Here is a 24424-nt window from a genome sequence, read left to right as displayed (position 1 = left end):
CGGTAGTCGGGCATGGTCGAAGCATGACCGTGCAGGTAGTTGTGATGGGTGTGGCCGGTGCTGGAAAAAGCACCGTGGCAGTGGGTCTCGCCACGTCTCTCGGGGCAGACTTCGTCGACGGTGACGATCTGCACCCCGAGTCCAATGTCGCCAAAATGCGTTCGGGGACACCGTTGACCGACGAAGACCGTGTGCCGTGGCTCGACGCGATCGCGGCCTGGCTTTCCGAGCGTGCCGATGCGGGACGAACAGGCGTCGTTGCCTGTTCGGCTCTGCGAAAGGACTATCGGGGCCGGTTGCGCCCGGACGGTCTCGACGTGCAGTTCGTCCACCTGGCCGGTGATTTCGAGACTATCTCCGCACGTATGCGTTTCCGCGCCGGGCACTTCATGCCGGAGAGTCTGCTCATCTCCCAGTTCGAGGCTCTCGAACCGCTTACAGACGACGAGCGCGGCATCACGCTGAATGTCGTCTCCGAACCGAGCACACTGGTGGGCGAGGCAGTCGACTACATCCATACATCTCAGAGGAGCGTCACAGCGTGAGTAGCACCGCAAGCCCCGGCCCGTTCGACATATCCGGGAAGGTCGCGCTGGTGACGGGTTCGAGCCGAGGCATCGGCTCGGCCCTCGCGACTGGTCTCGCCGAGGCGGGTGCGGTGGTGGTGCTCAACAGCCGAAATTCCGACGTGCTCGAAGCCGAGGGTCGACGCATCGCCGACGCGACCGGCGCAACGGTGCACGCATACGCGTTCGACGTCACCGATTCGGCCGCCGTCCGGGATGCGGCGACACGCATCGAGGCGGAGGTCGGCCCGGTCGAGATCGTTGTCAACAACACCGGCGTGCAGCACCGCGCCCCGCTTCTCGAGTTCGGCGACGACGACTTCCGGCGTGTCATGGACACCAACCTGACCAGTGCGTTCTACGTCGGACGTGAATTCGCCCGCGGCATGGTCGAGCGCGGACACGGGAAGATCGTCAACATCTGCTCGGTGCAGAGCGAACTCGGCCGAGCGGGAATCGCACCGTACGCGGCCAGCAAGGGCGGGCTCAAGATGCTCACCCGCGGAATGTGCGCCGACTGGGCACCCTTCGGTTTGCAGATCAACGCGATCGCACCGGGATACTTCGACACCGAACTGACCTCTGCGCTGGTCAACGATCCGGAGTTCACCGCGTGGCTTGCCAAGCGGACACCCGCCGGACGTTGGGGCCGTACCGAGGAGCTGATCGGGTCGCTACTGTTCTTGGCCTCCCCGGCTTCGGATTTCGTCAACGGTCAGATCCTCTACGTCGACGGCGGAATGACGGCCGTCGTCTGATTGTCCGCTGTTAGATCGTCCGCTACTCGAACAGAAAGCACCCACATGACAGACGCCAGCGCCCCTCGCATCCACCTCGGTCCCGTCGAGGATCCTCACGTCGCCGACGGAATACGCCGAGCCGGTGGAGTTCTCGTTCCACTGGCAGACGCCGAGGGCGTCGTGTGGGTACACGGGCCGGAGACGTTCCCGTCGTCGCTACCCGATTCGGTTCGCTGGGTGCAGTTGCCGTTCGCCGGCATCGAGCCCTGGTTCGACGCCGGGGTGATCGACGACAAGCGGGTCTGGACGTCTGCTGCCGGAGCGTACGCGGGCAATGTTGCCGAACATACGATGATGCTTCTCCTCGCCGGAGTTCGTTCTCTCCCTGAACAATTGGCGGCGCAGTCGTGGCGCAAGGAAGAGTTCGACCCGCGGGTGGGCACTTTGCAGGGCTCGACAGTGGCGATCATCGGTTGCGGCGGAATCGGCCGTGCGTTGATCCCGTACCTCGCCGCGTCCAAAGTCAAGGTCATCGCGATCACCCGCTCCGGGACCCCTGTCGAGGGTGCTTCCGAAACGCTCTCGGCCGACCGCACCGGCGAAATCTGGTCCAAGGCAGATCACTTCGTGATCGCAGCACCGTCGACATCCGCGACGCGGCATCTGGTCGGCAAGGCCGAACTGGACCAGATGTCGGAGTCGAGCTGGATCGTGAACATCGCGCGTGGCACCCTCGTCGACACGGACGCATTGGTCGACGCACTGGAAGCCGGTTCGATCGGCGGGGCGGCACTGGACGTCACCGATCCCGAGCCGTTGCCGGACGGGCATCGGTTGTGGAAGCTGCCCAACGCGATCATCACTCCACACGTCGCCAACCCGGCTACGACGCTCACCCGCGTCCTGGCAGATCACGTTGCAGCCAACGTCGCCCGATTCGCCGCAGGTGAGGACCTCGCCGCCGTGATCGATCCGTCGGCGGGCTACTGACCGCTCGCGTTGGTTCCCTTCACGTAATCGGCAACGACGGTGCGCAGAACATCGCGCACCGCCTCGGCCGGTTTGGAGAGGGGCTGATTGGCCGGGGTGCCAAGGGAGACATGCACTTCGATGCCCGGCTCGATGCGTCGTAGCTCGAGCGCTTCGACGTCCATGACCCTGCGGGCCACCGACCACGGCAGAACCGTCGCGCCCAATCCGGTGCGTACGGCCTCGGACAGCGTCATCACCGATTCCACTTCGGCCACGACGTTCGGTTGCTGCTCTGCACGGTCGAAAGCCTGCTCCACCACCTTGCGGATGGTGTGCATCCGACCCGGAAGCAATAGTGGCAGTTCGGCGATCTCGGGCAGGGAGATGTCGGATCCCGATTCGCCTGCCAGTCCGGTACCGAACGGCGCAACCACCACCAGCTCCTCGGTGAGCAAGCGTTCGAACGTCACACCCTTGATCGGGCCGGCGTCGTACAACAACGCCAGATCCATGCGACCGGTCATCATCGCTTCGCTGAGCACGCCACCGAAGTTCTCGTTGATGTGCAACAAGATATTCGGGTGCTGCTCGCGCACACGGGCCAAGAGCGGCAAGGCGATTGCCGTCGCGGTGCTGTACGGGGCGAGGCCGACCGAGACGCCACCCGCCAGCGCCCGTCCGACCACGGACACCTCGGCCTGGGCACTCTCCACCTGACGCAGAATCACCTGAGCATGCCGATAGAGTGCGTGCCCCGCATCGGTCGGCTCGACACCCTGTTTGCTGCGGATCAGAAGTTGCTGACCGAACTGCGTTTCCAGCGACGTCATCTGTTGGCTCAGGGCGGGTTGTGCGATGTGCAGGATGTCGGCGGCTCGGGTGATGCTGCCGGCATCGACAATTCGTACGAACGAGTAGAGCCTTCTCGTGTCCATGCTGTGCAAACTACCAGCTCAACGGACATATCGAATTCCGATCACCCCAACGCGAAACGGTATTAACAACCCTTTGGCGTTCCTGAGTAGCGTCCCAGAAACACCGAAGTCGACACACAGAACTTCGACAGTCGGACCAACCACGGGCAACGGCGCCCGTACGAACAAGTAAACGAACCGGAAGGACCGAAATGGCAACCAGCATCGATCTTGTCGCCGATCTCGGCGAAGGTTTCGGCACGTGGACCATGGGCGCCGACGATGCTCTGCTCGACACGCTGACTTCGGCCAACATCGCTTGCGGATTCCATGCAGGCGATCCACGAACCATGGATGCGACCGTGCGGGGGTGCGTATCGCGCGGTATCGGCATCGGCGCGCATCCGAGTTTTCCGGACCTCGCCGGATTCGGACGTCGCGCGATGGATCTCAGTGAGAACGAGGTCCGAACCGACGTGCTGTTCCAACTCGGCGCCCTTCACGCCTTTGCGGTCGCGAGCGGAACGTCGTTGTCGCACATCGCTCCCCACGGCAAGCTCGGGAATCTTGTTGCCGTACGCCAGGATTACGCGCGCGCCGTCGTCGATGCGGTCGCGGCCTTCGATCCGTCGTTGATCGTGCTCGCCCAGGACGGGGCGTTGGCCGACGAGGCGACTGCCCGCGGATTGAGCGTCGGCATCGTCGGAATCGCGGATCGCGCATACAACTCCGACGGAACTCTCGTGCCCCGCAGCGAGCCGGGAGCGGTGATTCACGACGTCGACGTTCTGGTCGAGCGGACCGTTCGGATGGTGGTCGAGGAAGTCGTCGAAGCTGTGGACGGCACGTTGATCCCGGTTGTCGCCGATACGGTCCTCGTGCACGGTGACAACCCCGGTGCCGTCGCGAACGCGAAGGCGATTCGCGCCGCGCTCGAGGCCGCCGGTGTCACCATTGCGCCGCTGACCCGGGTCGTGGCGTCACGGCGGGCCCGTGATGTCGGGTGTTCCGCGTGAAGACCTACGTCGCCGACTGCGGTGACGCCGCCGTTCGCGTCAGTGTCAGCGGCGGGACCGCCGAGCAGAACTGGAACACCGTTCGATCGATCGCTGCACGTTTCGATCTCGGTGCCGACGGCATCGTCAGCGTCATCCCGACATACGACGCCCTGCTGGTCGAGTTCGACAACCTCCTCACCGACCACGACGCCGTCCGCGGCCTGGTTCGCGAAGCAACGACTATCCCCCGACCGCTGGAAGGTGAACCTAGGACGTTCGAGATCCCCGTCGTCTACGGGGGCGAACACGGCCCGGACCTGGGTGATACAGCGCGGTTTCTCGGCGTCACCGAAGCCGAAGTGGTGCGCCTTCACTCCGCAGCCCCGTTGGTCATGCGTTGCTACGGCTCACCCGGCGGCGCCCCGATGCTCGACGGCCCGGCGTTCGGCCTTCCCATCCCGCGCCGATCGAGCCCGCGACCGCACGTCGCGGCCGGTTCCGTTGCGGTGGCCGGACGTCAGGCAGTCGTTTCGGCCAGGCCTGCGCCCGGCGGTTGGGCAGTGATCGGCCGGACCCCGCTCATCTTGGTCGATCCGGCGTCGGAGCAGATTTCTGCCTACCGCCCGGGCGATCTGTTCGTCTTCCGTGCGATCGACGCCGATCGCTGGGACGACTTCGACGGACGCTCGCTCCTGCCCGTAGGGGGTGATCCCCATGGCTGAGACCGTCACCGTCCTGACTCCCGGAATCAGCTCCGTCCAGGATTTGGGGCGTGGATCGGCGTCACAGTTCGGTCAGGCGACGGGCGGCGCAGCCGACCAGATCAGCGCGGAGATCGCCAACGCGTTGGTGGGTAGTAGGCGCGAGGCCCCGCTACTGGAGTTGACGGCCCTCGACTTTTCAGCGTCGGCGTCCACGGATCTGCTGATCGCCGTCACGGGTGCACCCGCAACGGTGACGGTGGACGGACATCGGCAACCGCAGTGGGAACCGATCGTCTGGCGAGCGGGTCAGCGGCTTGCCGTCACCGGAATCCACGACGGATTGCGCGTCTACGTCGCCGTCCACGGAGAGCTGACGGCCGACTACCTCCTGGGCAGCTGCGCTCCCGACCAGGTCCTCGGATTCGGCCGTCACTTGACCGCGGGGGAGATGCTGGTCGTCGACACCGACTGCCCGCCGATCGACCACCCGGTCTTCCGGCTACCGCTGTTCCGGTTGTTGCCCGACCGACCGTCCTTCGGCAACGTGTGGACGCTCGACGTGACCGACGGCCCCGACATCGACGACTTCGGGGAGAGTGCAGCCGCGCTGTTCGGCACCGAATTCGTGGTGGGCGATCAGAGCAATCACATCGGGCTTCGGCTGGCATCTACCGATGAGCAGCCGCTCCCACAGCGCACCGGCACCGGCGAGGTCCTCTCGCGCGGCGTCCCCATCGGTGCCGTCGAAGTACCCGCTGGCAACGAACTTCTGGTCCTGCATCGAGGTAGAGGCGTCACCGCCGGTTATCCGGTGCTGGCAGTCGTCACCACCGTTTCACTCTCACAGCTGGGACAGGCCCGACCCGGGCACCGCGTCCGATTCCGGAACTGCAGCGTCGCAACGGCGGTTGCAGAGCACCGCGAACAGCAGCACCGCATCGCCTTGCTGAGGCGGCGTGTGGAGAACGTATTCACCACCCTCCGGATACCTCTTCACACCTCGGAAGCCCGAGTACCGAGCCACGTCGGCACCACACGCCCCGCGAGCGCTCCGCGCCGCGCGTCTATTTTGGAGACAGCATGACCAACACCATCGAAGCGGTAGACGGCCAGGTAGCCGACCCGCGCAAGGTCCGGAAAGTCGTCGCAGCGGGCTGCGTCGGCATCTTCGTCGAGCTCTACGACAACGGTGTCTTCGCGTTCATGGCGACGGCACTGGCCATCGTGTTCTTCGACGTATCGAAGTCGAGCGACGCGCTGATGCTGGTGTTCGCCGGCTACGCGGTCTCGTTCTTCGTTCGACCCCTCGGCGCGGTGGTCTGCGGCATCCTCGGCGACCGGATCGGTCGACAGAAGATGTTGGTGTTCGTCATCATGCTGATCAGCGTGGCGACCGCCGGTATCGGCTTGCTGCCCACCTACGCGGCCATCGGTATCGCGGCACCGGCACTGCTGATCTTTCTGCGGATCGTGCAGGGATTCTCCGTCGGTGGTGAAGCTGCCGGCGCCATGACGTTCCTCGCCGAACACGCCCCGGAAGGCAAGCGCGGCTTGATCACGAGCTACGCGCAGATCGCGTCGTTCCTCGCACTGCTGACCGGAACGATGATCGCGTTTGCCATGTCGCCGTGGCTCAACGCCGACGCGATCAACGGCGGCGGACTCGCATCGTGGGCGTGGCGCATCCCGTTCCTCATGGCCATTCCGATGGGAATCATCGGCTGGTACATCCGCCGCGCGATCTCCGATACCCCGAACTTCGAGCGGCTCAAGGAATCCGGCGGTTTGTCGCGCAATCCGCTCAAGGAAGCATTCTCCACTCCCGAACACCGTCGCGCCATGATCCTCGCCCTGTTCATCCCCTTGATGAATGGTTCCGGCTACTACGTTCTGTTCTCGTACATGCCCACGTTCCTCAAAGGCGATCAGATCGGATTCTCGACCGGGACAGCGCTTCTCGTCACCGCATCCAGCCTGGTCGCGATCTGCTTCGCGATTCCGTTCATGGGTGCTCTCTCCGACCGGATCGGTCGCAAGAAGGTCATCGCCGGTGCAGCTGCGGCAATGGCGATCGGAGCGATCCCCTGCTATGCCATGATCGTGACCGGCAACGTCGGCCTCGCCGTTCTCGGTGCCTGCCTCATGGCAGTGATCTTCGCCGGGCACACAGCCGTCATCCACATCCTGATCGTCGAACTGTTCCCCACGCGGGTTCGCTACTCCGCCTACGGTTTGGGTTACAACATCTCGTCCGCACTCTTCGGTGGTACCGCACCGTTGTTGATGACCTGGTTGATCCCCGAATTCGGTATCTACGTTCCCGCCTTCTACGCGGTCATCACTGCAATCGGCACGCTGATCGCGGTCAGCACCATCACCGATCGCGCCCACGTTCCGCTACGCGACACTCTGTGACTTCTCGCGTGAGTCACTCCTGATCCGGCCCGGTGGCCGCCTGCAGTCCGCGGCGGCCGCCGGGTCATACCAATTTCTTCCTGTAGGAGCACACAATGCCTTTCTCCGATTACCGCACAGCTCTCGTCACCGGCGCCAACACCGGAATGGGTGCCGCCGTCACCGAGATGTTCACCAAGCGCGGACTGACGGTCTACGGCGTCGCCCGCAATGCCGACAAGCTCGGTGAGGTTGCCGATCGCACCGGAATGATCCCTCTGCCCGTGGACATCACCGACACCGCCGCGCTCGCCGAAGCTGTCGGCGGACTGGAGATCGACATCCTCGTCAACAACGCGGGGGTGTCCGCAACCGGAAACATTCTCGACGCCGAAGAAGCATCGGTCGACGCGATGGTGGACGTGAATCTTCGTGCAGTGCTGCACCTGTGCCGCATTCTGCTGCCGGGAATGGTGGAGCGCGATCTAGGTCATGTCGTCAACATCAGCTCCATCGCCGGCCTGTACAACTTCTACGGCCACACTGCCTACCACGCGACCAAGGCTGCGGTGCACCAGATTTCGCGCCAGCTGCGAAACGACTGCATCGGCAAGCGGATTCGAGTGACCGAGATCTGCCCTGGCCGGGTCGAGACCGAGATCTTCGGTCGCAACCTCGGCGGCACGCCCGAAGCCATGAAGGAAGCGTGGGAGACCTTCTACGAAGGCTACGAATCCATCACTACCAAGGACATCGCGGATACCATCGAGTTCGCGATCGACGCCCCTGGCCACGTCAATCTTGGTCTCATCGAGGTGCTCCCCACCTTCCAGGTGCCCGGTGGCCTCGACTTCATCCGTCGCAACGACTGAGAGAGCGCATCATGAGTTTTGTACTACCGGAAACGACGCTCGGAGTGGTGGCCCATGCGGCAGGTGACCTGCGGGTCGAGCATGTTGCGTTGACTGCGCCGACCGCCGAGCAGGCAGTGATCGAGATCGCTTACGGCGGTGTGTGTGGATCAGATCTGCACTACTGGACGCACGGCGCGGCGGGGGAGTCGATTCTGAAGGCACCGATGCTGCTCGGTCACGAGGTGGTCGGCACGGTCGTGACGGCCGCGGCGGACGGAACGGGGCCGGCAGTTGGAACTTCCGTGGCCGTACACCCCGCAACGCCCGGTGGGACCGCGCCTCGGTTCCCGAGCGATCGGCCCAACCTCTCGCCCTGCTGCACATACCTGGGAAGTGCAGCGCAGTACCCACACACCGAGGGCGCCTTCGTGAAATACGCAGTGCTCCCGACACGCATGCTCCGGGAACTGCCCGAGGGGTTGGACCTGCGGACTGCGTCGGTAGCCGAACCGGCAAGCGTTGCCTGGCACGCTGTTTCGCGAGCGGGAGACGTACGCGGGAAGAAGGCGCTGGTCGTCGGCTGCGGACCCATCGGCGCACTGGTCGTGGCTGTGCTCAAACGAGCAGGCGCGCAGTCGATCACCGCGGTCGACGTGCACGACGTTCCGCTGCAGATCGCGTCGACGCTCGGTGCGGATCGGGTTCTCGAGGCCACCGACGCCGAGGCAGTCGCCGCATCCGATGCCGACGTGGTCGTCGAGTGCACCGGCAATCATCGCGGGCTCGAATCCGCTATTCGCGGGGCGGCGCGCGGTGGACGGGTGGTCATGCTCGGGCTTCTTCCGTCCGGACCTCAACCGGTACACATTTCGCTGGCGATCACGCGAGAGTTGGAGTTGGTGGGCTCATTCCGCTTCAACGACGAAATCGACGAGGTGCTGCTCGCCCTCGCCGACGGTTCGCTTGCTGTCGATGCTGTTCTCACACACGAATATCCGGTCGAGGAAGCTCTGGAAGCCTTCGCAGTCGCCAAGGATGCTTCGGTGTCGGGGAAGGTGCTGTTGCGGTTCTGAGTCCTTCGACCCTGTGCGCCTTTATTAACCGCGGGCGGTTAATAAAGGCGCACAGCAGGTTATTCGACCACCAGGCCCTTGGCTTCCAGCAGGGCAGTCAGATTGCTCACCTCGAGTGGGGTCTCGCCCCGCTTGTAACGCTCGATGTACCCGGCTTCGGCTTCGTCACGGGCACGCGAGAGTTCGATTGCCTCGGCAACCTCCTCGCGGCGGACCACGACAACGCCGTCGCAGTCACCCTTGACGACGTCACCGGGATAAATGACCTGTTCTCCGAAGACCAGGGGATGGTTGATCGGGCCGAGAGATTCCTTGACGGTTCCCTCGATGTACACGTGCTTGGAGAAGACGGGGAATCCGAGTTCGCGGATCTCCCGGGTATCGCGCACTCCGCCGTCGGTGACCAGTGCGGTAATGCCGCGCGCAACACAGGCATTGGCGAGGACATCGCCGAACTGGCCGGCGGCTTGATCACCTGAAGAGACGATCAGGACGTCACCCGGCTGTGCGTAGCTGATCGCAACCTGCAGCATGAGGTTGTCACGGGGATGGCACTTGACTGTGAAGGCGGAGCCGCAGAACTTCATGTCGCGGTCGATCGGTTTGATCGCCGGATGCAGCGACCCCTTACGTCCCTGTGCCTCGTGAATCGTGGCCGCGGAGAACGTCCCCAGTTCGGCAATCAGGTCCTTGTCCGCGCGATCAATTTTCGTCTTGACGTGAATCATCTTGTACTCCAGAAAGTATGAAAGATCAGGAAAGGCGTTCGACTGCCGCGGCGATCTGTGCCGCGGCCTTTTCGAGGACGGCCTCGGAGGTGGCGAAGGAGATACGGAAGTACGGCGATGCGCCGTAAGCCGAACCCTGAATGGTGGCAACCGACGCCTCGTCGAGGAGATAGAGGACGAGATCCTGGTCGGACTCGATCACGGTGCCATCCGGGGTCTGCTTGCCGATCAAGCCGGCACAGTTGACGAACAGGTAGAACGCACCCTGCGGCACGACGGGCTCGAGCCCGGGGACAACACTGAGGAGGTGAGCCGAGAGGTCGCGTCGTCGTCGGTAACTTCGTACGGATTCGGTGAGGAAACTCTGGTCGCCGGTAAGGGCTTCCACGGCTGCGGCCTGGCTGATCGAGGACGGGCAGGAAGAACTCTGACCCTGCAGTTTGTTGACGGCGCCGATCAATCCGGAATTTCCGAGTCCGTATCCGAGTCGCCACCCGGTCATGGCATGAGACTTGGAGACTCCGTTGGTGACCAGTACCTGATCACGGAGGTGCGGAGCGACCTGCAGCAGACTCGGGATCGGAGCGTCGCCGAAGTTGATCTCGTCGTAGATCTCGTCGACCAACACACTGACATGGGGATTGGCCTCGATCACTTCGGCGAGGGCCTGCAGCTGCTCGCGGGTGTACACAGATCCGGTGGGGTTGCCCGGGGCATTGAGGATGACCCACTTGGTGTTCGAAGTGATTGCAGCGGATAGTGCTTCGGCTGTGAGAAGAAAGTTGTCGGACTCCTCGCACTGAACGATCACCGGAGTTCCGTCGTGAGCGAGGACCATATCCGGGTACGAAACCCAGTAAGGGGCGGGAACGATAACCTCGACGCCGGCTTCGACCGTCGCCATGAGAGCGAGGAAGATGACCTGTTTCGCGCCGCCGCCGACGGTGATCTGGTTGTCCGCGTACTGGATTCCGGTTCGCGAAGCCGCGCGTGCTGCGATTGCCTCGCGTAGAGCCGGGATGCCGTTGACTGCGGTGTACTTGGTCTGACCCGTGTTGATCGCAGTGATCGCCGCAGACTTGATGTTGTCGGGTGTGTCGAAATCGGGCTCCCCGACGGTCAGGTCGAGTATTTCACGGCCCTGGGCCTTCAGCTCGCGCACTCGTTGTGCGGCAGCCACACTCGGCGACTCCCTGATTCTGTCGACGCGCGCAGCCGGAACGAAAGTCGCCATGATGGTCTGCTCCTGGGTCCGGGGTGAGCGTGGATTCCCGTCGTCGACGAGCCACAGTTCTCACTCGGTGATCCGTTCGACCATAGGGTCCTACCAGGGCATCTGACCAAGACCGAACCGTTGTGGCCCGATAAGCAAACGTGATGGAGCGGCGACGGAATCAGACCGACAGAACGCGCAAATCCTCGAGACCGTCCACGACGGGAACGCGCCACGACGCAAGCTCTTCCGGTCCCTGCTCGTCCCACAATTCGAACAGTTCCGAATCGGTCGATGCGATGGTGCGCTCCACCATTTCGATCAACCAGGTGAGCCGTTCGCTGGTCAGGGCCGCGGTGAAAGAGTCGAGATCGAGGTCTTCGGTGGCGGGGTCGCGCTTGTGATCGGCGCGCACGATCAGCACCAATTCGAGCAAGGCGATGGCGATTTGGCCGCCGTCCACCTCGAGGTAGTCGTCCTCGAATGCCCACTCCACCGATTCGAAGGTGAAGTCACCGTGTCCGATGGACGCGATCAAATCCCCTGCACCGTCGTTCTCGAACGGTCCCGATCCCCACGCGCCCACTGTCTACTCTTTTCCGATTGCCGTGTCAGCGCGCTTCGAGCGCGATCTTCGCTCCGAATCCTAGAAGAACTGTTCCGGTTATGCGCTCGAGTGCCTGTCGCACTCGGGGCTTTTCGAAGGTGCTACGCGCTCGCGAGAGAAGGACCACGTAGCCACTGAGCCACACGATGGTGATGGCTGCGTGGATGAGCACCAGCAATGCAAGCGACGGTCCCGTCGGCCACCCGGCCGGAACCAACTGCGGCAACAGTCCGGTGTAGAAGACGGCGATCTTGGGGTTGAGCAGGTTGGTGGTGAAGCCCGTCTTCCATGTCCCGGCCTTCTGCGATCGTGGAGCGTCGGCATTGTGTTGCATCCGCGACGTCCGGCTCTCCCACAGTGCTCGCACACCGAGATAGATCAGGTAAGCCGCGCCGGCGAGCTTGACGACGGTGTACGCCTCCGCCGACGCGGCCAGGATCGCCGACAGCCCGAGGACGGTCAACAGACCCCACACCAGAAGGCCCGAGACGATGCCGGCCGCTACCCGGAAACCGGCAGATCTGCCCGCGCCGAGAGCAGCCTGCGTCACGACGGCCATGTCGGGCCCGGGGACCAGAGTCAGTAGGGCGAGCACAGCTGTGGCGGCGAGCAGAGCGGTCAGCATGCAACAAGTATGAAGTCGGGGTGGGGAGCATTGTCGGCCGGTGGTGTCGGGCCTGTGAACAAAGAGTGGCGCGGCGGTGTGAACTGCATGGACACGCCCGGAAACCGGCGTCTCGCGAGCCCTGTTCGACAAAGTTATGCACACTGTGGGGAAACGAATCGTTGCAGGTAGGAGGAATAACTCTGTTGTAATTCATCCTTTTGTCCACAGGTTATGCACAACTGGGAAGTGGATGTGAATGAAGTTATCCACACCTGTGTGTGCATCGGTGGAGAACTGTCCAACTCCATTGGATACCCGCGAGTAATAAATCCCAACCAGTGGGTTGACCCCGGGACGTTCGTCCTGTCCAATCGAGGGTCAGCGGTAGTCGTGCGATGCTCAGGGGGCGCTTGACGGATGCGGAGATTTGGGTTTGTCGGGATTGTGTTGGTCGTGCTCGCGCTTGTCGTGGGCGGAGTGGCGTATGCCGAACCGGCACCTGAAAACCCACCAGGAGATTCGGCCGGTCAGGCCGGGGCTCACATCAATCGCATAGAGCAGTTGTCGCCCACACGCAGTGCCGTGTTCGTCGAGTCGCCGGCCATGCGACGCGAGGTACAAGTGCAGGTTCTGCATCCAGCGTCGAGCGCCGGTTCACGTCCGTCCTTCTACCTACTCGACGGAGTCAGTGCCGGTTCGGAATCCGGATACTCCGAGAGCACCTGGACCCAGAAGACCGACATCGAAACGTTTTTCGCTGACAAGAACGTCAACGTCGTTCTCCCCGTGGGCGGCACCGGCAGTTTCTACACCAACTGGAAGAACGACGATCCGAACCTCGGTGTGAACAAGTGGGAATCGTTTCTCGCAGAAGAACTTCCGACGTTGATCGATTCTGCGTTTTCCGGAAATGGGACGAACGTGGTCGGCGGGGTGTCCATGGGTGCGCTCGGCGCGGCCAACCTCATCACACATCACCCGAAGCTCTACACCGGATTGGCCTCGTACAGTGGCTGTCTCGACAACTCCGAATCGTCCTCGCAGGACTCCGTACGGCTCACCGTGGCCAGCAAGGCGGGCGACGCCACCAACATGTGGGGCCCGGCGTCGGACCCCGACTGGCAAAAGCACGACCCGTCCACCAACGCGGAAACGCTGCGTGGGAAGACGATCTACGTGTCCTCCGGTACAGGTGCGCCCGGAGAATACGACAACGTCTTCACCCCGAGTGGACTGCAGACTGCCATCGAAGGCGGACCGCTCGAGGCGCTCGCTAATACGTGCACACAACTGTTCGAAGCGAGGTTGGGGGAGTTGTCGATTCCCGCAGTGTTCGCGTATCGGGACGACGGCACCCATTCGTGGCCGTACTGGCAAGACGCGCTTCACGATTCCTGGCCGACGGTGAAGACGGCGCTGGGAATGTGAGCTGAGAACTACTCGGCCAGTGCCAGTTCGAGCAATTGGAGGGCGCCGTCACGGGTCTGCGCAGCCGCGATGAACCCGGCCTTGTGGCAGAAGACCGAACTGTCGACGCCCGTCTGGGCGGCAAGATCCGAGCCGTTCAGGCCGCGCCACGGCTCCGGCAACAGCTTTCGTGAACCGAACTTGGAGTCAGCAGGCTTGACCGTCTGAATCGACCAGCCGCCGTTGGTGTTCGGGAAGATGGTGAACAGCAGCTCTGGCTGGGCCGACGCGGCGCGGCCGTGGGGAACGAAGCGTTCCAGCACGACGAAGCGCGGATCCGTTGCTTTTTCGTAGGTCTCGGTGAACTCGCGCTCGGCCGCCGCGTCGCCGGCATACTTGGCGCGCAGGCGAATCAAGACCTGGGTTGCGAGAACGACGGCCAGCTCGAACTGGGTGTCGAACTCCTCGTCGGTGGACGAGATCGGATTGAAAAGGTCCAGCACGGACGACAGATCAAAAGGCTTGGTGCCGTAGTCGTTGAGGGTGTAGATCTCTTGGCCGTTGTCGACGGCGTCGATGCCCTCGACCAGTCGGCTGTCGATACGGCGGAACACGGAGGCGTCGCCTTCACAGAACTGCAGGCCGTATTCCTGCCAGAGCAGACCGAAGGCGGAGTACAGGATGCCGTTGCTGCGCTCGCCGGCATCACGCTGGTGATGGTCGAAGCGCCCCTCGGCCGGGTTGTAGCGACCGCCGACGTCGAGCACGATGTCCGCGCTGTCGAGGACGGACTCGTCACGGCTGCGAACGACGGTGGCGTCGGGGTACAGCTGCTTGAGCAGCGATACGCCGAAGACGTCGTCTGCATGGAACTTGCCGTTATGGGTCGCGATGATCACCCGTCGAGACTAGGCAATCGAGCGCGGGGATGCCTAGTCAGCCGATGGTGCGGATGCGGTCGGTGGCAGGTGGCGAGACCGGCGACCCGGCTGCGAACAGGGCGGTCAAGGCGTCGAGGTCGTTGCCGGCACCGGTCATCTGGGTGGAGTTCTTCAGTGCGGTGAAGCCGTCCCCGCCCTCGGCGAGGAACTTGTTCACCACGACGCTGTAGACGGCGTCGGGCGCGATGTCCTGCCCGTTCAGACGCATTTCCGAGATTCGCGCGCCTGGTGCCGCCCGCCGGTCCAGGGCGTAGGTGAAGCCCGCGGACGGGGAGAGGATGCGCTCGGTAGCGGTGCCGTCGAGGTCGATCTGGAATTGCTGTTCGAGAGCGTCCTTCAACACCGCTCCTGTGACGGAGAGCACCTCGAGGCTGTTACCGAATGGCTGAACACCGTAGGCCTGGCGGTAGGTGACCTGGCCGGAAGTGCCGAAGTCCAAGTCCTCGCGCATTCCGCCGGGGTTCGTCAACGCTAGTTGGGCGCCTCGTGTCGATCCGGCGGCGAGTTGAGCGTCGGCGACCAGGTTGCCGAGTGTCGATTCGCCGCTGGGGACGCGGTCGCGTGTCAGATCGGCGGTAATGGTCCCCACCGGCCGCTGAGCGCTGTCCGACGCCTCCGACCAGGCCCGGTCGGCGAGAGCCTGAATATCGGGATCCGGCGAAATATCGTGTGTCACTATCTGATTGAACGCGGACGTCTGATCGCGAACGACCTCGCGTGTGTTGCGATCGATGGTGACGTCTGCGACGGACACGATCCGGCCGTGCGAAGCGCCCTGCATCACGACTCTGGGATTGCCTGCGGGATCAGGGAATTCGCAGTTGTACTGCTGGTGGCTGTCGGCGGTGAAGATGACGTCCACCTTCGGTGACGCACGAAGGGCGATGTCGCGGGCCGGCCCGGACTCGACGTTGCAGTCGTTGGGCCCACCTTCGACGGCCGGTTCGTCCCCACGGTGCAGGAGGACGGTGATGGCTTTGACGCCGAAGAAGTCGAGGACGTCGGCGGTGCGGTTGATCGCTTCGACCTCGTCGCCGAACTGCAGATCGGCGATCCCGCCTGGTGTCACGATCTGCGACGTGTTGGCGGGGGAAATCGCGATGACTCCGAGCGGAATGCCGTCGACCATGTTCACGGTGAAGGGCAGCGTGGCCGGGGTGCCGTTGGTGTACGTCATGTTCGCGGCCATCAGTGGGAAGTTGGCGCCGTCGAAGGACGGACTGAACGTGCACGCATCGACGGCGGAGCAACCGCCGGACTGCATGCGTCGGAACTCGGCGAGTCCCTTGTCCAGTTCGTGGTTGCCGATCGCGGAAGCGTCGATCTTCATCCGGTTCAGGAGTTCGACCGTCGGTTCGTCGTTGAACATCGCCGACTCGAGCGCCGACGATCCCCAGTTGTCACCGACCGAATACAGCAGCGAGTTGGTGGCCTGGCTGCGAAGTTGCGTCACGTAGGCCGCGAGATACGCCGCGCCACCTGCGGGAGTGAGCGAGCCGTCGGCCTGCCTGATCTCGCTGCGAACACCTTCCGGCGGGCGGAGACTGCCGTGCAGATCGTTGAACGCCAACAGACGTACCGACACCGTGTCCTGGGACTCTGCGTTGGCGACGCCGCTCAGGGAGGTCGCGGTGGTGGCGAGAAGGGTCGTTGCGAGCACGGCACACGTTCGTGTCATGCGTCGCGTCATGCGTCGTGCTCCCTCGCTCGGACCGGCCTCGAACCTCCCTGAGTGTGCCCGTCTGCCGAAACGAATTCCAGTCCTCGGCGTAACAGTTATGTATCGAGTGTCACGCGGTGACGCCGATGCCCGCGGCCTGCTTCGCGACGTCGGTGTTCGCGAAAGCGAGGAATGCGTCGTTCTCGTGTGGATCGCCGATGGTCATCCGGACGCCCTCGACGCCGTACTGGCGGATCAGAATGCCCGCTTCGGTACTCGCCTCGGCAAAAGCGGGAGAGAGCTCTCCGAGGGGGAGATAGACGAAGTTCGCCGACGACTCGGGGACGGTGTACCCGGCTTCGATCAGAGCGGTTCGAACTCGTGTCCGCTCGGCGATGACACCTTCGGTGCGGGCAAGCAGTTCGTCTGCTGCAGCCAGGGAAGCGATTGCGGCGGCCTGCGCGACAGCGCTCACGGTGAACGGGGTGTGCACCTTGCCGAGGGCCACGATGATCTCCGGATCCGCGACCGCGTAACCCACGCGGATTCCCGCGAGGCCGTACGCCTTCGAGAAGGTGCGCAGAACAACCACGTTGGGGCGGCTGCGGAACAGCTCGATGCCGTCGGCGTCCGAGCGTGAGTATTCGAAGTACGCCTCGTCGAGTGCGACGACGACGTGCGCCGGGACCGCGTCGAGGAAGCTCTCGAGCTCTGCCTTCGACAGTGCATTGCCGGTCGGGTTGTTGGGGTTGCATACGAAGATCAACCGCGTGCGATCCGTGATCGCGGCCAGCATCGCGTCGAGGTCGTGGCCGAAGTCCTCGGTCAGCGGAACCTTGACCGAGACGGCATGGCCGACCTGGGTGACCACGGGGTACGCCTCGAACGAACGCCACGCGTAGATGACCTCGTCACCCTGATCGCACGTGATCTGCACGAGTTCCTGGCACAGTGTCACGGAGCCGCAACCAGCGGCGACGTTGGCCGGCTCGACTTTCAGGAAGCTGGCCAGCGCCTCGATGAGTGCAACCGCAGCATTGTCCGGGTAGCGGTTGGCATTGGCGACCGCGTCGGCGACGGCGTCACGCACACCGGGCAACGGCCCTACTGTCGTTTCGTTGCTCGCCAGCTTGATCGCACCCGGAAAATTGCGTCCGGGAACGTAGGCGGGGATGGAGGCGAGGTCAGGGCGAATGTGTGCGGTCACGAGTCGATTATGCGCGCACCGATTTGGTGCGTAGCGGCCGTCTGCGTGTCAGAGTTAGAAGATGTCGGAAATCTTCCGAGCCACCGCGTATCTGCGCGGAGCCGAAGGGGAGGTCGCCACGGCTGTTCCGCTGACCGTGGTGGAGCCGGACGGCCCGACGCGGGGCGGGATCGTCGTCCTGCATGAAGCCCGGAAGTTCAGCCCGGCTCTGCTGAATCTGATGTGCGCGCTTGCCGGCGAAGGGTGGGTGAGCGTCGCACCTCACCTGTTTCACCGCGAACCCGAACACATGCAGGGTGAGGTGTTCGGTGACAACCTCTTCGCCGACTTCGACGCGACCCTCGATTGGCTCGTCGGACGCGAAGTTCTCGCAGACACCATCGGGGTGCTCGGATTCGACGACGCCGGTACCGCCGCGATGCTCGTGGCCACCAGCCGTCCCGTCGGCGCCGCGGTGAGCGTCGCCGCCCGGGGAATCGTCGAAGCCTTGTCGGTGGATGCTCAGGCGCTTGTCGACGCGGCCACTTCCCTGCAGGCGCCGTGGCTGGCGCTGTACGGCGAGGACGATCCCAGCACGCCTCGCGAACACGTGACTCTGCTCCGGGAAGCGACCGCGAAGGCCGACGTCGCGACACTGGTGGTCAGCTACGCCGGACTGGCTCACCGGGCGGACGAGCCGCCACAGCTGTCCGAGGACGCTGACCTCGACGACCCTGATTCGGCCTCGATCATCGAAGCTCAGACCCGGATCTTCGACTGGTTCGACAGCCACCTGCGGTAAGTCCACAAAACAGTCCGCTGACCACACGTTTTGCCTTTGGTGGCGAAGGGTGTGTAATCTTTCGATCCGGCGGTCCGAAAGGATCGGAACCCCCAGGGAGGCGTGCCAGAGCGGCCGAATGGGACTCACTGCTAATGAGTTGTCCCTTTTACGAGGGACCGGAGGTTCAAATCCTCTCGCCTCCGCCAAGCCGGTGATTTTGACCGGCGGGTTAGAAATGATAGAAATTACGACGGTAAGACACGCAAGACCAGCAAGACAACAGAACATGCGCCCGTAGCTCAACGGATAGAGCACTTGACTACGGATCAAGAGGTTAGGGGTTCGAATCCCTTCGGGCGCACAAGAAAGAAGGTCACAGACTTCAGGTCTGTGACCTTCTTTTTGTTGTGGTGCATACGCAATTCTTGAATGTGTGTGAGGTCACCTCGGCGATTTCGGGCGGTGATCCTCGCGATCGTGGGAACCGACAACCGATCCCCGCGACCTATGCTTTCTGCGGAGCAGCCACGCGAACCGAGGAGAACCCGTTGGAGACCGTCGACAGTCGGACGCTCCCGGTCTACTCGGCCGGGGCGGTCGAGGTGCCCTTTGTCATTGCGGGCATGGACGAACTTGTCTCCCGCGAGACCCGGTGGGATGCGCACTCGCACCCGACTCACGAATTGTTGTGGAACGAGTGGGGAGCGTCGAGCGCCACGGTGGGATCGCGCACGTGGACCATTACGCCGACCGTCGGTCTGTGGATGCCCGCCGGCGTCCTGCACTCGGCGATCGCGCCGGCCGGCACCTGGTATCGCGCCGCTCAGCTCGACATCGCATCGGTTCCTTCTCTGTCCGACGTGCCGGTGGCGATCGAGGTCACTCCGCTGCTGCGGAACCTCCTCGAGCGACTGGCAGACGAGTCACTCGGAGCTCCTTCGCGCTCGCTCACGGAGCAGATGGTGATCGACGTGCTGGCACCGTCGCCGAACGAGTTGCTGGTGCTGGTGCCGGACTCGCCACTTCTGCAACCCATCGTCGATGCGATCGGTGACGATCCGAGTGACATGCGAACGCTGTCCGACTGGGCAAGGCTCCTCGGTGTCAGCCCGCGAACCATCACCCGGGTATTTCGGTCGGAGACCGGGATGAGTTTCGGGCAGTGGGTCTCGGCTGTGCGCGCCCAACGAGCGGTGACCCTTCTTGCCCACGGCTTGGATCTACAAGAGGTTGCCGAGCGTGTGGGCTACCACTCGACCAGCGCATTCGGGGCGGCATTCCGGCGCACTACAGGCGCTACACCAGGGATGTTCCGGGCTAGCTGATCGGCCATCACACCTTGTCTCGATCGCTACATGGGGTGTCCCAAACACGCGATTGCGCCACATTGCCCTCCCGTATACGGTTTAGGCAAACCTCACCTAAGTGCCTGATTGAGCCGGGTTGAGGGCCGTACCCCTTCTCGAGAGAGTTCTGTTTTCATGCGTTCAAAACGCTTCTTGGCGGTGGCCGCAGCAGCGGTCGCAGTCGCCCTCGGCGTGACAGCTTGCAGTTCCGACTCCTCGGAGACCGCCGACGGCGGCAACGCCGGAAGCGGATCCAGCTCCTTCCCCGTCACGATCGAGCACGCTTTCGGAACTACGACGATCGACACCAAGCCGGAGCGAGTTGCCACCGTCGCCTGGGCCAATCACGAAGTGCCCCTTGCTCTCGGCGTGGTTCCCGTCGGAATGGCAGCGGCGACTTTCGGTGACGACAACGGCAACGGAATGCTGCCGTGGGTCGAGGAAAAGCTCGATGACCTTGGCGCGAAGCCGCCGGTGCTCTTCGACGAGACCGACGGCATCGACTTCGAAGCCGTCTCCGATACGAACCCTGACGTCATTCTTGCCGCGTACTCCGGATTGACGCAGGAGGACTACGACACTCTCAGTGAGATCGCTCCGGTTGTGGCGTATCCCGAGGGGCCGTGGGCGACGTCGTGGCGCGACGTCATCAAGTTCAACAGCATGGGCCTCGGCATGGAATCCGAAGGGCAGGAACTGATCTCCACCATCGAAAAGGAGATCGCCGACGAGGTTGCCTCGCATCCGCAGCTTGCCGGCAAGGCAACCATGTTCCTGACGCACGTCGACACCGCTGATCTGAGCCAGGTCAGCTTCTACACGGCGAACGACACGCGCGCCGCGTTCTTCGAGGACCTCGGACTTTCGACGCCGAAGAGCGTTGCCGACGCCTCGACGGGTGGTGAGTTCTCGAAGAAGGTCAGTGCCGAGCGTGTGGACGTCTTCGACGACGTCGAACTGATCGTCACCTACGGTGACCAGGCGCTCGTCGACGCACTCAAGGCTGACCCATTGCTCTCGCAGATGCCTGCCGTCGCCAATAACTCGATCGTGTTCCTCAATGGGACCGGGCCGATGGGAACGGCGGCCAACCCGACTCCACTCGCAATTTCGTGGGTACTCGGCGACTACGTCGATCTGCTCGCCGGGTCCGCTGGAAAGTCGGAGTGACTGTAACCTCGCAGGATTCGACGTCGGGCGCTCGCGATACGCGGCGCCCGACGTTCGGCAATTCGCTGTGGCTGATCGCCCTTCTCGTTGTCCTCGCGGTGCTCATGTGCGCCTCGATCGTCATCGGCTCTCGTGACGTCGACTGGTCCGATATCTTTGCCGCACTGAGTGGTTCAACGGACAACATCGGTCAGGGCGCGATTGCCAAGCGCATTCCGCGGACGGTGCTCGCGATAATCGTGGGAGCTGCGCTCGGTCTTGCCGGCGCAGTGATGCAGGGGATCACCCGAAACCCTTTGGCGGATCCCGGAATCCTGGGCGTCAACATGGGCGCTTCGCTCGCCGTGGTGATCGGAATGGCGTGGTTCGGACTGTGGACCCAGACCAGCATGATCTGGGTGGCCGTACTCGGTGCAGCCGGGGCGGCGTTGTTCGTCTACGTGGTCGGGTCACTCGGGCGAGGTGGAGCCACCCCACTCAAGTTGGCTCTCGCCGGGGCCGCAACATCGGCTGCGTTTGCTTCGTTCATCACTGCGATCATGCTGCCGCGAAACGATATTGCGGGCAACATTCGTTCGTGGCAGATCGGCGGCGTCGGTGGCGCGAGTTTCGAGGTGATCCGGCACGGTCTGCCATTTCTCGTTGTCGGCTTCGTGATCTGCCTGCTGTCGGCCCGCAGTCTCAACTCTCTTGCGCTCGGTGACGAGGTCGCATCGGGCCTCGGTGAGCGTGTCGCGGTGGTTCGTGCAGTGGCAGCGCTCGGTGCAGTGCTGCTCTGCGGTGCGGCCACTGCCATCGCGGGACCGATCGGCTTCGTCGGTTTGGTAGTCCCGCACCTGTGTAGGTTGTTGATCGGTATCGACAACCGTTGGCTGCTACCGTTTTCTGCGCTGACAGGTGCCGGCCTTCTGCTCGCCGCCGACATTCTCGGACGAATTGTCGCGCGGCCGAGCGAAATCGACGTCGGCATCATTACGGCGCTCATCGGAGCGCCCTTCTTCATCTACATCGTCCGCCGTCAGAAAATACGTGAGCTGTGACCACTACATTCGTTACTCCCGACGTCGAGGTCGACGCCGTCGGAGCAAGCCGTATCCGACGGGGTAGACGCCGCCGCATCGTGATTGCCGCGCTGACGGTCCTCGTCGTCGCCTCGTTCGCGGTCACTCTGATGGTGGGAAAAACCTTCTACCCGCCGTCAGATGTGCTTCGTGTCGTGTTGGGGGAGAACGTACCCGGTGCCTCGTTCACAGTCGGCCGCCTCCGGCTGCCTCGCGCTGTCCTCGCTGTGGTCGCCGGGATCTGTTTCGGCTTGGGTGGCATCACGTTCCAGACGATGCTGCGCAACCCGCTCGCGAGCCCCGACATCATCGGAATCAGCTCCGGCGCAAGCGCTGCAGCAGCTTTCGCGATCATCTCGCTTTCACTCGGCGGCTCGCAGGTCTCGATCTTCGCCATCGCTGTCGGTCTGGGCGTCGCAGTCTTGATCTACGTTCTGTCCTTCCGAGACGGTGTAGCAGGCACTCGGCTGATTCTGATCGGTATCGGCATCGCCGCCATGCTCGACAGTGTCACCGCCTACCTGCTCAGTACCGCCGCCGCGTGGGATCTGCAGGAGACGATGCGTTGGCTCACCGGCAGTCTCAACGGTGCCAACTGGGGTTCGACGGTTCCCGTACTCCTGGCGCTGGTCGTGCTCGGGCCGGTGCTGCTGAGCCAATCGCGCAACCTTTCGACCATCCAGCTCGGTGACGACGCAGCACAAGCGCTCGGCGTCAGAGTGGAACGAACGCGCATTCTGACGATCATTGCGGCCGTCGGACTCATCGCCTTTGCCACTGCCGCTGCGGGGCCCATCGCCTTCGTCGCATTTCTGTCCGGCCCCATTGCCGCCCGCATCGTCGGTCCGGGAACATCACTTTTGATTCCGTCGGCGCTGGTCGGAGCTCTGCTGGTGCTCGTTGCCGATTTCTGCGGACAGTACGCCTTCGGCACCCGCTACCCCGTTGGCGTGGTGACCGGCGCGCTGGGAGCGCCGTATCTTGTCTACCTCATCATTCGCTCCAACCGAACGGGAGGTTCGCTGTGACCGAATCCCATACTCTGACTGTCGAAAACCTCGAACTCGGTTACGGAGGACGGACCGTCGTCGAATCGCTCGACCTCGCGGTGCCGCCGGGAAAGATCACGACCATCGTGGGCGCCAACGCGTGCGGCAAATCGACACTGCTGCGGTCGATGTCGCGGCTACTCAGTCCCCGAAGCGGTCATGTTCTGTTGGACGGCAAGGATGTTCATCGCCTGCCTGCGAAGAAGCTCGCTCGCACGCTCGGTCTGCTGCCGCAGTCACCGATCGCACCGGAAGGGATAGTTGTCGCCGATCTCGTCGGCCGTGGTCGTCATCCACATCAGCGGGTGCTGTCGAGGTGGAGCCGCGAGGATGACGCAGCTGTCGCCGAGGCGCTTGCGGCCACGGACACAACCGAATTGGCCGAACGATCGGTGGACGAGCTTTCCGGTGGTCAGCGCCAACGTGTGTGGATTGCGATGGCGCTCGCCCAACAAACCGATCTGCTTCTACTCGACGAGCCGACCACCTTCTTGGACGTGAGCCACCAGGTTGAGGTCTTGGACCTGCTCACCGACCTGAACCGGACTCGGGGTACAACGATTGTCATGGTTCTGCACGATCTCAATCTCGCCGCCCGCTACGCCGACTACCTCGTCGCCATGGCCGATCGCCGGGTCTACGCGGCGGGTGATCCTGCCGAGGTGCTCACGAGCGACAACGTCCGCACCGTGTTCGGTCTCGAGAGCCGAATCATCCCGGACCCCATGTCGGGTAAGCCGTTGGTGTTGCCGCTCGGGCGCCACCACGTGCTCGACGACGTGTCGACGTGACGGCGTCGAACGCCCCGGGCGGGCGGATCGAATCCGTGGAACAACTCAATGCGATTCTCGGACAGCCCCATCCGATGATCATGGAGAAGCAGACCGCTCACACGACTCCGTTGATCCGTGAATTCATCGAGCAGGCACGGTTTTTTGTGCTCGCGACATCCGATGCGGCCGGAAATTGCGATTGCTCGCCGCGTGGAGACCTGGTCAGTCAGGTTCTGTTTCCCGACGAGAAGACGCTCGTGCTCCCGGATCGTCCGGGCAACCGGCGCGCTGACTCGTACCGGAACATGATCGAGAATCCTCACGTGGGGATCCTCTTTCTCGCGCCCGGGCACGACGAGATCGTGCGCGTCAACGGCACGGCGACTCTGTCCACCGATCCTGATCTGTTGGATTCGATGGCGATGAACGGCAAGCCTGCACAGCTTGCGGTGATCGTGCAGATCGACGAGGCGTATCTGCATTGCGCGAGAGCAATTCTGCGGGCGAAGCTGTGGGATCCGTCGACGTGGCCCGCATCCGATGAGGTGCCGAGTCTGCGCGACATGATGGCGGAGCAACACAGCCTGCGCGTCGAGGACCTCGAACCCGCCAGACAAGAGGCGTACCGCAAGTACCTGTACTGACCTCAGTCCGTTGGCCTTTCGCAGGAGAACGGT

General features: G+C 63.4%; 25 protein-coding genes and 2 tRNA genes. 19 read left to right on the top strand and 8 right to left on the bottom strand.

What is annotated here, in order from left to right; genetic code table 11:
* Nucleotides 1-23 precede the first annotated feature (23 nt).
* The 3 genes from ABIE52_RS20460 to ABIE52_RS20450 are packed head-to-tail and all read left to right on the top strand — an operon-like array spanning nucleotide 24 to nucleotide 2296.
* Nucleotides 24-545, top strand: a complete 522-nt coding sequence (locus ABIE52_RS20460; RefSeq protein ID WP_030535782.1) for a gluconokinase — start codon at nucleotides 24-26, stop codon at nucleotides 543-545.
* Nucleotides 542-1324 (top strand): SDR family oxidoreductase, encoded by a 783-nt coding sequence (locus ABIE52_RS20455; protein ID WP_064687970.1) that lies wholly within the window; start codon nucleotides 542-544, stop codon nucleotides 1322-1324. Before ABIE52_RS20460 ends, ABIE52_RS20455 begins: the two co-directional genes overlap by 4 nt.
* Before the next feature lie 45 nt (nucleotides 1325-1369).
* On the top strand, nucleotides 1370-2296 hold the full coding sequence (locus tag ABIE52_RS20450; RefSeq protein ID WP_007731707.1) for a D-isomer specific 2-hydroxyacid dehydrogenase family protein: 927 nt from the start codon (nucleotides 1370-1372) through the stop codon (nucleotides 2294-2296).
* Here ABIE52_RS20450 and nac read toward each other — a convergent pair.
* Nucleotides 2290-3213, bottom strand: coding sequence for a nitrogen assimilation transcriptional regulator NAC (gene nac, locus ABIE52_RS20445; RefSeq protein ID WP_030535780.1), 924 nt, complete (start codon nucleotides 3211-3213; stop codon nucleotides 2290-2292). The two genes, ABIE52_RS20450 and nac, sit on opposite strands and share 7 nt — an antisense overlap.
* Nucleotides 3214-3404: 191 nt before the next feature.
* Here nac and ABIE52_RS20440 point away from each other — a divergent pair, with 191 nt between their 5' ends.
* The 6 genes from ABIE52_RS20440 (at nucleotide 3405) to ABIE52_RS20415 (ending at nucleotide 9215) form a co-directional block, all read left to right on the top strand.
* Nucleotides 3405-4208 carry a LamB/YcsF family protein gene (locus tag ABIE52_RS20440; RefSeq protein WP_007731705.1) on the top strand — a complete coding sequence of 268 codons (804 nt, stop codon included), beginning with the start codon at nucleotides 3405-3407 and terminating at the stop codon, nucleotides 4206-4208.
* Nucleotides 4205-4912 (top strand): 5-oxoprolinase subunit B family protein, encoded by a 708-nt coding sequence (locus tag ABIE52_RS20435; protein ID WP_172403470.1) that lies wholly within the window; start codon nucleotides 4205-4207, stop codon nucleotides 4910-4912. The genes ABIE52_RS20440 and ABIE52_RS20435 overlap by 4 nt, the downstream gene beginning before the upstream one ends.
* Nucleotides 4905-5978: a 5-oxoprolinase subunit C family protein gene (locus ABIE52_RS20430; protein WP_047271511.1), complete on the top strand. Its 1074-nt coding sequence runs from the start codon at nucleotides 4905-4907 to the stop codon at nucleotides 5976-5978. Before ABIE52_RS20435 ends, ABIE52_RS20430 begins: the two co-directional genes overlap by 8 nt.
* Nucleotides 5975-7309, top strand: a complete 1335-nt coding sequence (locus ABIE52_RS20425; protein WP_047271513.1) for an MFS transporter — start codon at nucleotides 5975-5977, stop codon at nucleotides 7307-7309. Before ABIE52_RS20430 ends, ABIE52_RS20425 begins: the two co-directional genes overlap by 4 nt.
* A 95-nt stretch (nucleotides 7310-7404) precedes the next feature.
* Nucleotides 7405-8160 carry an SDR family oxidoreductase gene (locus ABIE52_RS20420; RefSeq protein WP_007731698.1) on the top strand — a complete coding sequence of 252 codons (756 nt, stop codon included), beginning with the start codon at nucleotides 7405-7407 and terminating at the stop codon, nucleotides 8158-8160.
* Between the two features lie 11 nt (nucleotides 8161-8171).
* Nucleotides 8172-9215, top strand: a complete 1044-nt coding sequence (locus tag ABIE52_RS20415; RefSeq protein WP_192712877.1) for an L-idonate 5-dehydrogenase — start codon at nucleotides 8172-8174, stop codon at nucleotides 9213-9215.
* Nucleotides 9216-9274: 59 nt separating this feature from the next.
* On the opposite strand, the gene ABIE52_RS20410 is transcribed toward ABIE52_RS20415, so the two are convergent.
* The 4 genes from ABIE52_RS20410 to ABIE52_RS20395 form a co-directional block, all read right to left on the bottom strand.
* Entirely contained in the window at nucleotides 9275-9943 is a 669-nt protein-coding gene (locus ABIE52_RS20410) for a 4-carboxy-4-hydroxy-2-oxoadipate aldolase/oxaloacetate decarboxylase (protein ID WP_007731695.1), read from the bottom strand.
* Nucleotides 9944-9968: 25 nt separating this feature from the next.
* Nucleotides 9969-11177, bottom strand: coding sequence for an aspartate transaminase (locus tag ABIE52_RS20405; protein WP_007731694.1), 1209 nt, complete (start codon nucleotides 11175-11177; stop codon nucleotides 9969-9971).
* 160 nt (nucleotides 11178-11337) lie between these two features.
* Nucleotides 11338-11742, bottom strand: coding sequence for a DUF4259 domain-containing protein (locus tag ABIE52_RS20400; RefSeq protein WP_007731693.1), 405 nt, complete (start codon nucleotides 11740-11742; stop codon nucleotides 11338-11340).
* A 25-nt stretch (nucleotides 11743-11767) separates the two neighbouring features.
* Nucleotides 11768-12388: a LysE family translocator gene (locus ABIE52_RS20395; RefSeq protein WP_007731691.1), complete on the bottom strand. Its 621-nt coding sequence runs from the start codon at nucleotides 12386-12388 to the stop codon at nucleotides 11768-11770.
* A gap of 399 nt (nucleotides 12389-12787) precedes the next feature.
* Between ABIE52_RS20395 and ABIE52_RS20390 the strand changes: the two genes are divergently transcribed.
* Complete coding sequence (locus ABIE52_RS20390) at nucleotides 12788-13798, top strand: alpha/beta hydrolase (protein ID WP_039973234.1); 1011 nt, start codon at nucleotides 12788-12790, stop codon at nucleotides 13796-13798.
* Nucleotides 13799-13806: 8 nt separating this feature from the next.
* Here ABIE52_RS20390 and ABIE52_RS20385 read toward each other — a convergent pair whose 3' ends face one another.
* The 3 genes from ABIE52_RS20385 to hisC form a co-directional block, all read right to left on the bottom strand.
* Nucleotides 13807-14676, bottom strand: a complete 870-nt coding sequence (locus ABIE52_RS20385; protein WP_003943978.1) for an MYG1 family protein — start codon at nucleotides 14674-14676, stop codon at nucleotides 13807-13809.
* A gap of 37 nt (nucleotides 14677-14713) precedes the next feature.
* On the bottom strand, nucleotides 14714-16408 hold the full coding sequence (locus ABIE52_RS20380) for a bifunctional metallophosphatase/5'-nucleotidase (RefSeq protein WP_007731686.1): 1695 nt from the start codon (nucleotides 16406-16408) through the stop codon (nucleotides 14714-14716).
* 100 nt (nucleotides 16409-16508) lie between these two features.
* On the bottom strand, nucleotides 16509-17585 hold the full coding sequence (gene hisC, locus ABIE52_RS20375) for a histidinol-phosphate transaminase (protein WP_007731684.1): 1077 nt from the start codon (nucleotides 17583-17585) through the stop codon (nucleotides 16509-16511).
* Nucleotides 17586-17646: 61 nt separating this feature from the next.
* Here hisC and ABIE52_RS20370 point away from each other — a divergent pair, with 61 nt between their 5' ends.
* The 9 genes from ABIE52_RS20370 to ABIE52_RS20330 all read left to right on the top strand — a co-directional run bounded on the left by ABIE52_RS20370 (nucleotide 17647) and on the right by ABIE52_RS20330 (nucleotide 24391).
* The gene (locus ABIE52_RS20370; RefSeq protein ID WP_003943860.1) at nucleotides 17647-18366 is read left to right on the top strand and encodes a dienelactone hydrolase family protein; all 720 of its coding nucleotides are present in this window, start codon (nucleotides 17647-17649) and stop codon (nucleotides 18364-18366) included.
* 96 nt (nucleotides 18367-18462) lie between these two features.
* A tRNA-Ser gene (locus ABIE52_RS20365) sits at nucleotides 18463-18554 on the top strand.
* A gap of 82 nt (nucleotides 18555-18636) precedes the next feature.
* Nucleotides 18637-18709 (top strand) — tRNA-Arg (locus tag ABIE52_RS20360).
* A gap of 46 nt (nucleotides 18710-18755) precedes the next feature.
* Nucleotides 18756-19673 carry a helix-turn-helix domain-containing protein gene (locus ABIE52_RS20355; protein WP_192712878.1) on the top strand — a complete coding sequence of 306 codons (918 nt, stop codon included), beginning with the start codon at nucleotides 18756-18758 and terminating at the stop codon, nucleotides 19671-19673.
* A 156-nt stretch (nucleotides 19674-19829) separates the two neighbouring features.
* Complete coding sequence (locus ABIE52_RS20350; protein WP_007731679.1) at nucleotides 19830-20864, top strand: iron-siderophore ABC transporter substrate-binding protein; 1035 nt, start codon at nucleotides 19830-19832, stop codon at nucleotides 20862-20864.
* Entirely contained in the window at nucleotides 20861-21904 is a 1044-nt protein-coding gene (locus ABIE52_RS20345) for a FecCD family ABC transporter permease (RefSeq protein WP_007731676.1), read from the top strand. The genes ABIE52_RS20350 and ABIE52_RS20345 overlap by 4 nt, the downstream gene beginning before the upstream one ends.
* On the top strand, nucleotides 21901-22953 hold the full coding sequence (locus ABIE52_RS20340; RefSeq protein WP_007731675.1) for a FecCD family ABC transporter permease: 1053 nt from the start codon (nucleotides 21901-21903) through the stop codon (nucleotides 22951-22953). Before ABIE52_RS20345 ends, ABIE52_RS20340 begins: the two co-directional genes overlap by 4 nt.
* Complete coding sequence (locus ABIE52_RS20335) at nucleotides 22950-23765, top strand: ABC transporter ATP-binding protein (protein WP_192712879.1); 816 nt, start codon at nucleotides 22950-22952, stop codon at nucleotides 23763-23765. The genes ABIE52_RS20340 and ABIE52_RS20335 overlap by 4 nt, the downstream gene beginning before the upstream one ends.
* Nucleotides 23762-24391 (top strand): pyridoxamine 5'-phosphate oxidase family protein, encoded by a 630-nt coding sequence (locus ABIE52_RS20330; RefSeq protein ID WP_192712880.1) that lies wholly within the window; start codon nucleotides 23762-23764, stop codon nucleotides 24389-24391. Before ABIE52_RS20335 ends, ABIE52_RS20330 begins: the two co-directional genes overlap by 4 nt.
* The last annotated feature ends 33 nt before the right edge of the window (nucleotides 24392-24424 follow it).

Origin of the sequence: Rhodococcus sp. OAS809 (assembly GCF_040546695.1) — a bacterium.
GTDB lineage: Bacteria > Actinomycetota > Actinomycetes > Mycobacteriales > Mycobacteriaceae > Rhodococcus_F > Rhodococcus_F qingshengii.
The sequence above is the reverse complement of the archived record's forward strand: the minus strand, read 5'-3'. Positions and strand labels throughout refer to the sequence as shown.